Source organism: Kitasatospora sp. NPDC018619 (genome assembly GCF_044391605.1).
Taxonomy (GTDB): domain Bacteria; phylum Actinomycetota; class Actinomycetes; order Streptomycetales; family Streptomycetaceae; genus Kitasatospora.
The window spans coordinates 107,664-117,734 of record NZ_JBISAI010000009.1 but is presented as its reverse complement, the minus strand read 5'-3'; the positions used below and the strand labels follow the sequence as shown (position 1 = coordinate 117,734).

The window sequence follows — 10,071 nt, the reverse complement described above, 5'->3', positions numbered from 1 at the left end:
TCGCCGGTCTCCAGACCACGGGGGCGAACCCGGATACCGCGGTGGGGCCGCCGTGTGTGACGCCGGCGTCCGGGGTCTGCTCGGCGTCCGGCCTGCCGTTGGGCACCTACTACTGGCAGGAGGTCTCCGCGCCCGAGGGCTACGACCTGCCGCAGCCCGCGGTGACCGAGGTCGAGCTGACCTCGGACCAGCCGTGCGCGGCGATCACCGTCGAGGACAGCATGTGCCCGCCCCCGCCGTGCCTGCCCACTCCCTGCCCGCCGGACGACGAGTGGCGTCCGTACGTGCGCTACACGCCCGTGCCGGGCTCCCTCCGGGGCGCGAGCGCCTGAGCCGGCGGCCCGGGCGGAGGGGCGGCACGCGCCCCCTCCGCCCGGGCCCTGCGCCCGGACCCGCCCGGCCGTCCGGGGCCCTACGATGGCGCCATGAGCGGCAGCCTTCAGGTATCAGGTGCGCACCCTGCGCAGGAGCATCGGGACGACGAGCGGCTGGAGGCCGCGGCCGGCATCCTGGCGCTGCTCGCGGACCGCACCCGGCTCGCCCTGCTCCAGCGGCTGAGCGCCGGCGAGGCCGACGTCACCACGCTCACCGAGGCGGCCGGAGCCCCCCGGACCTCGGTCAGCCAGCACCTCGGCAAGCTCCGGCTGGCAGGCCTGGTCACCACCCGCAAGGACGGCCGGCGCGTGGTGTACGCGCTGCGCCACGGCCATCTGCGCCGACTGGTCGACGAGGCGCTGAGCGTCGCCGACCACCAGATCGGCGGGCTCCCGCCGCACGACTGAGCGGTCCACCCGGACCGGGCCAGGCCCGCACCCTCCGGGGTGCGGGCCGCTCTTTCGGTCAACATGTGCACATGCGTGCACATGTTGACTTATTCTGGCCGTGTCGTCCTGCCGCGCCCAGTCCGAGCGGGGGTCCCCTTGCTGTCCGTGCTGCGCAACCGCACCTACCTGCACCTGTTCGCCGCCCAGGTCGTCGCCCTGCTGGGCACCGGCCTCGCCACGGTGGCGCTCGGCCTCCTCGCGTACGACCTCGCCGGACCGGCCGCCGGATCGGTGCTCGGCACCGCGCTGGCGATCAAGATGCTCGCGTACGTCGGCATCGCCCCGGTGGTCACCGCGCTGGCCCACCGGATCCCGCGGCGGCGCCTGATGGCCGCCTCCGACCTCGTCCGGGCCGCCGTCGCCCTCGGCCTGCCCTTCGTCACCGAGACCTGGCAGGTCTACGTCCTGGTCTTCGTGCTGCAGTCCGCCTCGGCGGCCTTCACCCCGGCCTTCCAGTCGGTGATCCCGGAGGTCCTGCCCGAGGAGCGCGAGTACACCCGCGCGCTGTCGCTGTCCCGGCTGGCCTACGACACCGAGAGCCTGGTCAGCCCGGTGCTGGCGGGCGCCCTGTTGGCGCTGGTCAGCTACGGCCGGCTGTTCTGGGGCACCGCCGCCGGGTTCCTCGCCTCCGCGCTGCTGGTGGTCTCCGTCGTCCTGCCCAGGCCGGGCCGGCCGGCCCGGCCGCGGTCGGAGCCGGGCCCGCTCCGCGCGGGGCGGGGCGGCCTCCGTGACCGGGCCGTGCGGGGCATCCGGCTGTTCCTCGCAGTGCCCCGGCTGCGCGCGATGCTCGCCCTGGACCTCGCGGCGGCCGCGGCCGGCGCCATGGTGATCGTCAACACCGTGGTCCATGTCCGCGGCCTGCTCGGCCGCCCCGCCGGTGACGTCCCGATCGCGCTCGGCGCCTACGGGGCCGGGTCGATGGCCGTGGCGCTGCTGCTGCCCCGGGTGCTGGAGCGCGTCCCGGACCGGGTCGTGATGCTCCCGGCGGCCTTCGGCACCGCCGGGCTCTTCGCCCTGCACGTCGCGCTCACCGCCGCCGGGCCGGGCGCCTGGCGCTGGCCCGTCCTGCTCGCGCTCTGGGCGGCCTTCGGCGCGGCCGGCTCGCTGATCCTCACCCCCACCGGCCGCGTCCTGCGCGACTCGGTGCCCGCCGAGGACCTCCCCGCCGTCTTCTCCGCCCAGTTCTCCCTCTCGCACGGCTGCTGGCTGCTCACCTACCCGCTGGCCGGCTGGCTCGGTGCCGCCCTGGGCCTCACCGCCGCCTCCGCCGCGCTCGGGGCCGTCGCCCTGGCCTCCGGGCTGCTGGCCGTCCGCGCCTGGCGCCGGGTGCCGGGGGAGGGCGCCCCGGCACCGCTCGCGGGCGGCCCGGGGCGGGGCGCGGCCGTGCCCGGGTGAGCGGAGTGCGGACGGGTCGTGGGCGCTGGTCCGAGCGGGTGAGGGCCCGGTGCCGACCGGCGTGCCGAGCGGGCGCCGGGCCGCCACCCGCTCGGTGCGCGGGCTAGGTTCGGGCCGTGACCGGCAACGACGCGGTCCTGGCGTTGATGGTCGTGACGGCGCTGGGTTTCGACTTCACCAACGGCTTCCACGACACCGGCAACGCGATGGCGACCTCGATCGTCACCGGAGCGCTCCGCCCGCGCGTCGCGGTCGCGGTCTCGGCGCTGCTGAACCTGGTCGGCGCGTTCCTGTCGACCGCGGTGGCGGCGACCATCGCCAACGGCCTGGTCTCCAGCCGGCAGGTGACCCTGACCGTCGTCTGCGCCGGACTGACCGGCAGCATCCTGTGGAACCTGGCGACCTGGTTCCTCGGCATCCCCTCCAGTTCCTCGCACGCGCTGATCGGCGGGGTGATCGGAGCGACGATGGCGGCGGTCGGCAGCTCGGCCGTCAAGTGGCAGGGGCTCGTCTCCAAGGTGATCGTGCCCGCGGCCCTGTCGCCGCTCATCGCCGGTGCGGTGGCCGCGGTCGGCACCGTCCTGGTCTACCGCCTCACCCGTGACGTCCCCGAACGCACCCGCGGGCACGGCTTCCGGCTCGGTCAGATCGGCTCGGCCTCGATGGTCTCGCTGGCCCACGGCACCAACGACGCGCAGAAGACCATGGGCGTCATCACCCTGGCCCTGATCGCCAACGGCAGCCTGCCCGCCGGGGCGAAGGCGCCGGACTGGGTGATCGCCTCCTGCGCGCTGGCGATCGCCCTGGGCACCTACATCGGCGGCTGGCGGGTGATCAGGGCGCTGGGCAAGGGGCTGGTCGAGATCGAGCCGCCGCAGGGGATGGCCAGCGAGTCGGCCTCGGCCGCCGTGATCCTCTGCTCCACCGATTTCGGCTACTCGCTCTCCACGACGCACGTGGCCACCGGGTCGATCCTCGGCTCGGGGGTCGGACGGCCGGGGGCCCAGGTGCGCTGGCAGCTCGCCCGCCGGATGGTGGCGGCCTGGCTGCTCACCCTGCCCGCCGCCGCGGCCGTCGGCGCGGTGGCCTACTGGACCGCGAACGGGATCGGGGGGACGACCGGCGTGGCGGTGGTCTTCCTGGTGCTGGTGCTGGCGTCGGTCGTCTTCTTCGTGGCCTCCCGCCACCCGGCCGTGACACCGGAGAACGTCAACGCCGCGTGGACCGGCTCGGTCGCCCCGGAGCACGAACGCCCCAGGGACGAGGTGACCCCGTGAACTCCTGGGTCAACCTGGACGCGGTGTGGAAGATCGTCGTGGTGGGCCTGCTCACCGGCGCCGGCCTGCCCGCGCTGTTCGCCCTCGGCCTGCGCCTGCTCAACCCGCCCGGGCCGGCCGCGGAGCCGCCCGGGCCGGCCGAGGGGCTGCCCGGGCCGGCCGAGGGGCTGCCCGGGCCGGCCGAGGGGCTGCCCGGGCCGGCCGCCGGACGGGCCGGCGCGGGGGCGGTCGGCTACGCGCTGTCGGGCCTCGTCTTCGCGGTGGTGCTCTCGGCGATCGGCTGGGGCATCTCCGTGATCGTCGACCACCGCTGACGGGCGGGCAGGCCCGGGCCCGCCCGCCCGTCGTGCCGTCAGGCCCCGTCCCCGGCCCGCAGTTCGGTGGCGATCCGGCGCCGGCCGGCGACCAGGGTCTCCACCACCACCCCGAGCCCGACCAGCAGGGCCAGCCCGGCGGTGGGCAGCAGGACCGGCAGCAGCAGGGGCGTGACGGCGTCCCCGACCCGGGCGCCGACCAGCGTCGAGATGTCGAAGGCGCCCCCGAGCAGGGCGGCCGCCGCGAGCGCGACCAGCCCGCCGCCGGCGGCCGCCGCGAGGGTCTGCGGCAGCGCCTCGGCGAGGACCAGCGCCAGCCCCTGCCGGGGCCGCAGGCCCATGGTGCGCAGCCGGGCCAGCACCGCCGTGCGGTCCGGCGCGGCCCGCAGCAGCGTCAGCAGCACGGCCAGCAGGGCGAACCCGGCGGCGGAGGCGGACGCGTACCAGAACAGCCGCCCGGCGGCGCGCTGCACCGGATCGTCGCCGAGCGCGGCGGCGCTCTCCCGGCTGCTGTGCACGGTGTACCCGGCGGGCAGGCCGTGGGTGTCCTTGCCGACGGCGGTGGCGCCGTCCGCGATCAGCTTGGCCAGGCCGACCGGCCGGGCCCCGCTGTTGTCCCGCAGGGCCGTCCGGACGCGGTCCGGGTCGACGTCGCCGACGGCGAACCACTCCGTGACCCGCCGGGTGTCCGGCAGCCGTTCCCAGGCGGGGCCGGCCGGGACGACGACGAACGGCTTGCCCGGGTCCGGCAGCGCGGGGGTGGCGTCGACGGTGGCGGCGACGCTGAGGTGCAGGTCGTTGCCGTTGAGCGTGCGCGCCCGGGAGGGCTCCGCGGCGAGGCGCACGGCCAGGTCGCGGCTGACCAGGGCGGGCACCGGGGTGTCCGGGCCGCCGGGCGCCCCGGCCAGCCGGGCCGGGTCGAACTCGCCGACCCCGAGGGTCCGGGCGATCTCGGCGTACGCCGTCGGGTCGCTCACCACCACCAGGTAGGCCTCGACGTAGTCCTGGTCGGCGCCGAAGAGCCGGGCCTTGGGCTCGATCCAGGCCCCGGTCGAGGCCCGGACGCCCGGCAGGGCGGCGGCGGCCGTGGTGAACGGCTCGGTCAGGGAGGCGTAGTCCGGGAGGGAGACGCCGATGTCGCCGCCCGTGGTGAGGCGTGCGGCGCGCAACCGCACGTGGTCGACGGTGTCGAGCACGGTGGCGCCGAAGCCGGTCGTGGTGACGGCGATCAGCAGGGCGAGCAGCGGCAGCACGGAGGGCTTGCGGCGGCCGGAGCCGTCCCGGGCGGCCCGGGCGAGGCCGAGGAAGCCGACCAGGCCGCGGCCCCGGCCGGCCAGGGCGGCCAGCCGGCCGACCGCCACCGGCTCGATCCGGGCCAGCAGCAGCCCGCCGGTGACGGCGAGCAGCAGCGGGGCGGCCGCCAGCAGCGGGTCCACCCCCGCTCCGGTCTGCCCGACGCCGCGGCGCCGGACCTCGGCCACGGCCGCGGCGGTGACCGCCAGGACGGCGAGCTCGCCGACCAGCCGCCGGCGGCCGCCGGCCGGCCGCCGCCGGGACCACAGCAGGACCGCGCGGACCGGGAAGGCCAGCAGCGCGACCAGGGCCGTGACCAGGGCCGCCAGCACCGCGCGTTCCCACCGGGGGGTGGGCAGCAGCACCAGGGCGAGGACCGTGGCGAGCACGGCGGCGGGCAGCACGGTGGCCGCGCCCTCGGCGACCAGCCGGCGCAGCACCCCGGTGCGGGAGCCGCCGCGGGCCCGGAGCAGCTCGATCTCGGCGGCGCGCCGGTCGGTGGTGAGCGCGGCGGCGAGGAACAGCACCACGGTGGCGACGCCCGCGACGCCGGCCGGCCCGATCGCGCTGAGCGGCAGCGAGGCCCGGTAGCGCTCCTCGGCCAGGGTGAGGATCTCGGGCAGGCCCGAGGCGGTGTGCAGGTCGGCGCGCCTGGTGGCGTTGACCAGGGCGGTGGCGTCGCGTCCGGTCAGGAAGGAGTCGACGACGCCGCGGGTCTCGTCGATCCGGTCGGCGCGCAGCGAGGCCGGGTCGACGGAGAACCGCCAGAAGTTCTCGGCGTTCGAGCCCCAGCGGAGCAGCGCGGGCAGGCTGCCGCCGGCCACGAACCCGCTGGTCGTCCAGTGCTCGTGGTCGGGCTGGAGGTTCAGACAGGCGCGGAGCGGGCAGCCGAGGTCGTCCCAGAACGGGTCCTGCGGGTCGTTGGCCCGGTAGAGGCCGACCACCACGGTGGTCCGTGCGCCGCCCGAGCTCTCGGTGCCGTTGTCGATCACGTCGCCGAGTCGGATGCGGATGGTCTCGGCGGCCTCCTTGCTGACCACGATCGGCAGCGGCCCGCCGGGTGCGCCGACGGTGGGCCAGGTGCCGTCGGTGAGGGTGGCCCGGGAGGCCAGGTCGTGCAGGTAGAGCAGGCCGAGGGCCGGGTAGGGCTCCTTGTCCGAGAGGTGGGCGTAGCCCGGGTTGGTCATGAAGCGTTCGGCCAGGGCGCGGGTGCCGTAGGCCGGCCCGGAGCGGCTCGGCGCCAGCCTCGTGCCGATCTGCTGCACCAGCTGCTGCTGCACCCGGTCGAGTTCGGCCGCGCTGTCGTCGCCCCGCGTCTTGGAGGCGGTGTGCAGGCTGGTCGGGTGGAGGCCCTTCTGCCGGACGAAGTCCTGCAGCGCCGTGTCCGCGCCGCGGTCCGAGACGCGGGGGAGGGCCGCCGCCAGGAAGACGGTGACGAACGCGAGGGCCGCCATGAGCAGGGCGGCCAGCGGGTTCGCCCGCAGCCTGGTGCGGACCCAGCGTGCGGGCTGGTGGGCGGTCTCGGGGACGGGCACGCGGGCGCCGGCCTGGGTGGTCACATCTCCTCCACGTGGCGCAGTCGGGCGGCCACATCTCGGCGGCGGCGTCCGGTCAGGAAGGCCGACAGCAGCGGGGCGACCGCGATCGCGGCCGTGAACAGCAGGGCCGGGCCGACGGGCAGCTCGACCAGGGCCTCGGGGACCGGCCGGCGGGCGGCGGGCGTCAGGACGACGAACGGGACGACCAGGTGGACGAGCAGGGCGCCGAGGGCGAGGCCGACGGTGCCGCCGAGCCCGACCAGCAGCGCCTGTTCGGCCGCGACGGTACGGGCCACCTGCCTGCGCGGCGCGCCCAGCGCGAGCAGCAGGGCGGAGTCCCGGGCGCGCTCGTGGGCGGAGCCGGCCACGGCGGCGGTGAAGCCGATCGCGGCGAGCACGGCGGTGACGAGCGCGACGGCCAGCAGCGCGTTCTGCGGGGCGGCTCCCACCGGGTCGCCGAGCCTCTCCTCGGCCACCTCCTCGTAGAGCCGGACGTCCTGGGATCCGGCGACGGCCCGCAGGGCGGCGGCGGCCCGGGCCGGGACGGCGTCGCCCGGCCCGGTGGCGGGCAGCCACCACTCGGCGTGGCCGCCCAGCACCCGGCCCTGCGCGGCCAGCAGCCGCGCGGTGGTGGCGAGGTCGATCACCAGGGCGTCGGGGCCGGTCGCGGGCAGGGCCTGGACCACCCCGGTGACGGTGACCGGGACGAGCGTCCCGCCGAACGGCACCCGGAGGTCGTCGCCGGCGCGGGCGCCGACGAGCTGCAGGTAGCCGGGGGTGGCGACGGCGGACACGGTGGCCGGGGCGTCCGTGCCCGCGATGCGCAGGACGGCGGGCACCGGGCCGGCCAGCCCGGGCTGGGGGGAGAAGCGGACGGTGAACAGCCGTTCGGCGGCGGCCGGTTCGGGCCGTACGGCGACCGGTGAGGGCCTACCGGGGCTTCGGTCCCACCCCGCGGCCGGCCCGCCCTGCCAGGAGAGGCCGGCCGGCACCGGGAGGTCGGTGGCGGGTCCGTCGGTGCTGTCCGAGACGGCCAGCCGGTGGACGGCCAGCGCGCTGTCGGCCCGGGCGCCGAAGGAGACGGTCGCGCCGACCAGGGCCAGCGGCGCGGCGACGGAGCCCCTGGGGGCGTCCACCAGCGCGTCCAGCGGGGCCGAGACGTGCTGCCCGCTGCCGGTGCGCAGACCGGTGAACGGCACCTTGTGGACGTAGCCGAAGCGGTCCCGCAGCAGGAGGGCCAGTTCGGGCGGGGAGAGCGTCTCGGCCTCCTGGTCGACGGTCAGGTCGGCGTCGATCCGCAGGGGGCGGCCGGGCAGCGGCACGCCGGCCGCCGGGCCGGTCGGGGCCGGTTGGGCGAGCCCGCCGAACAGCTTCGCCCGGTCGGCGCCGTCGAGCAGGTCCGTACGGAGCGGGACGCGGTCGGCGAGGGCCGCGGAGTCCACCGCGAGCACCTGCCCCCGGCCGTTCGGCAGCACCTGGTCCTCGCGGTCCACCGGGACCAGCCGGTCGCCCCCGGGCAGTGCGCCGTAGCGGCCGCTCTGGCCCATCAGCGTGCTGTGCGATCCGGAGATGCGCAGGCCGCCGGCGGTCTCGAAGGAGGCCTGGTCGCGCTGGGAGGTGGTCCAGGTGGCGTGCTGGCCGAGCGCGAGGACGCCGGTGGCCACGGCCATGACCAGCAGCAGGACGGGGCCGGTGGCCCGGGCGGGCTGACGGGCCAGCTGCCAGCCGACCATCGCGGGGCCCAGGCCCCTGCCCCGGGCGGCGGCCCGGGCGCCCAGCCGGGCGGCGACCGGCAGCAGCCGCAGCACCAGCAGGGTGCCGGCGCACAGAGCGAGGGTCGGTGTGGCGACGAGCAGCAGGTCCACCCCGAGGCGGCCGGAGGAGTCGACGGACAGCCCGCCGCCGTACTGGTCGAGCTGCTGGTAGGCGAGCACGGCCAGGACGAGCACCGCGAGGTCCCCGCCGTCGCGGACGATGCCGGAGACCACCGCCTGGCGTCGGCCGGCCCGGCGGCGCAGGGCGGCGCCGGCGCCGCGCAGCAGGCGGGGGACGGTGGCCGGCACGATGCAGCCGAGGGCGCAGAGCAGGGCCACCGGCCAGAGCGTCCAGCGCAGTTGGGCGTCCAGGGCGACCTGGTGGGACCGGCCCAGGCCCGCCAGGACTCGGACCAGGAACGGGGCGAGCAGCGGTGCGAGCAGCGCGGCCGGGAGGGTGAGCAGCAGCGACTCCAGGGCGGTGAAGCCGCCGAGCCGGGCCCCGGAGGCGCCCCGGGCGGCGAGCAGTTCGTTCTCCTGCTCCTGGCGGGCCGAGATCAGCCGGACCACCAGCAGCAGGGCCGCCCCGGCGAGGACGGCGAGTTGCAGCGCGCCGATCAGCAGGGTGGACCGGCTGACCAGCAGGCTGGCCGACAACTCGGCCATCACGTCCGGGAGTTCGGTGGTGGCGGCGAGGCCGGAGGCCTTCCGCAGGCCGTCGCCCAGGCTCCGGGCCCGGGTGCCGACGGCCTCGGCCGCGCTCTGCTCGACCCCCGCGAAGTCGGCGTCGAGCAGCCAGCCGCGGCTGCCCTGCGGCAGGCCGCCCGCGGTGAAGGCGCTCTGGTCCACCATCAGCGGGCCGTAGGTGGTGAAGCCGCCGGTCTCGACCTCGTGGCCGCCGACCGGGTCGATCCGCCAGTACGGGGCGAACGGGTCGACGGCCCGGTAGACGCCGGTGACGCGGACGGTCAGCGGCGTGCCGCCGAGCCGCTCGGTGAGCCGTACGTCCGCGGGCAGCGCCTCGGCGGCCAGGCCCAGCCGGGTCAGCGCGGTCAGGGGTACCGCCACCTCCGGGGCGGCGGAGCGGGCGGGCCCGGTGGCGGCGCCCGGCCAGGCGCCGGCGACCAGGCTCACCCGGGTGCGGTCGAGGTCGGCGAGGACCGTCAGGTCGGCCTTGGCGACGGTGGGGCTCCCGACGGTGGGGCTCCCGGCGGCGGGGCTGCCGGCGGTGGGGCTGCCGGTCTCGGGGGCGCCGGCCGCTGCCTGGTCGCCGCCCGGCAGGCCGTAGGAGCGGCTGCGCAGCAGGGTGTCGGTGCGCACCGGCAGGTCGCCGAAGAGCTTCTGCCGGTAGGCGGCGAGCGCCCCCTCGTCCTGCTGCCGCTGGTCGAGGCCGTGTTCGGTGGTCACCACCACGACGGTCCGGGCATGGCCCGCCCCCTGGAGCGCCTGCCGCAGGCCCGCCCGGCCGACGCCGCCGTTGAAGGTCACCAGGGCGGTCAGCACCGCCGTGGTGATCAACACCGTCAGCAGGACGGCCGCGGCCAGCGGCAGTCGCCCACGCAGTCTGCGCACGACGAAGCCGAACATCACATTCCTCCCCCGGTCGGGTCCCCGGTCGCGGAGCCGACCCGTCCGTCGATGCGGCCGGGCGGACCTCGGCCACGGACGGACGCCCA

At 77.2% G+C, this 10,071-nt stretch carries 7 protein-coding genes; 5 read left to right on the top strand and 2 right to left on the bottom strand.

The window, feature by feature from the left end:
* The first annotated feature begins 56 nt into the window (after positions 1-56).
* The 5 genes from ACH5AR_RS16395 to ACH5AR_RS16375 all read left to right on the top strand — a co-directional run bounded on the left by ACH5AR_RS16395 (position 57) and on the right by ACH5AR_RS16375 (position 3,810).
* Positions 57-332, top strand: a complete 276-nt coding sequence (locus tag ACH5AR_RS16395) for a prealbumin-like fold domain-containing protein (protein WP_396302084.1) — start codon at positions 57-59, stop codon at positions 330-332.
* A 93-nt stretch (positions 333-425) separates the two neighbouring features.
* Positions 426-782 carry an ArsR/SmtB family transcription factor gene (locus ACH5AR_RS16390; protein WP_396302083.1) on the top strand — a complete coding sequence of 119 codons (357 nt, stop codon included), beginning with the start codon at positions 426-428 and terminating at the stop codon, positions 780-782.
* Between the two features lie 138 nt (positions 783-920).
* Positions 921-2,219: an MFS transporter gene (locus tag ACH5AR_RS16385; RefSeq protein WP_396302082.1), complete on the top strand. Its 1,299-nt coding sequence runs from the start codon at positions 921-923 to the stop codon at positions 2,217-2,219.
* A gap of 116 nt (positions 2,220-2,335) precedes the next feature.
* On the top strand, positions 2,336-3,496 hold the full coding sequence (locus tag ACH5AR_RS16380) for an anion permease (protein WP_396302081.1): 1,161 nt from the start codon (positions 2,336-2,338) through the stop codon (positions 3,494-3,496).
* The gene (locus tag ACH5AR_RS16375) at positions 3,493-3,810 is read left to right on the top strand and encodes a hypothetical protein (RefSeq protein ID WP_396302080.1); all 318 of its coding nucleotides are present in this window, start codon (positions 3,493-3,495) and stop codon (positions 3,808-3,810) included. The genes ACH5AR_RS16380 and ACH5AR_RS16375 overlap by 4 nt, the downstream gene beginning before the upstream one ends.
* A gap of 38 nt (positions 3,811-3,848) precedes the next feature.
* Here the strand turns inward: ACH5AR_RS16375 and ACH5AR_RS16370 are convergent, their stop codons facing one another.
* Together ACH5AR_RS16370 and ACH5AR_RS16365 are read right to left on the bottom strand one after the other, a co-directional pair.
* Positions 3,849-6,662 (bottom strand): hypothetical protein, encoded by a 2,814-nt coding sequence (locus ACH5AR_RS16370; protein WP_396302079.1) that lies wholly within the window; start codon positions 6,660-6,662, stop codon positions 3,849-3,851.
* Positions 6,659-9,982, bottom strand: coding sequence for an ABC transporter permease (locus ACH5AR_RS16365; RefSeq protein ID WP_396302078.1), 3,324 nt, complete (start codon positions 9,980-9,982; stop codon positions 6,659-6,661). Before ACH5AR_RS16365 ends, ACH5AR_RS16370 begins: the two co-directional genes overlap by 4 nt.
* Between the last annotated feature and the right edge of the window lie 89 nt (positions 9,983-10,071).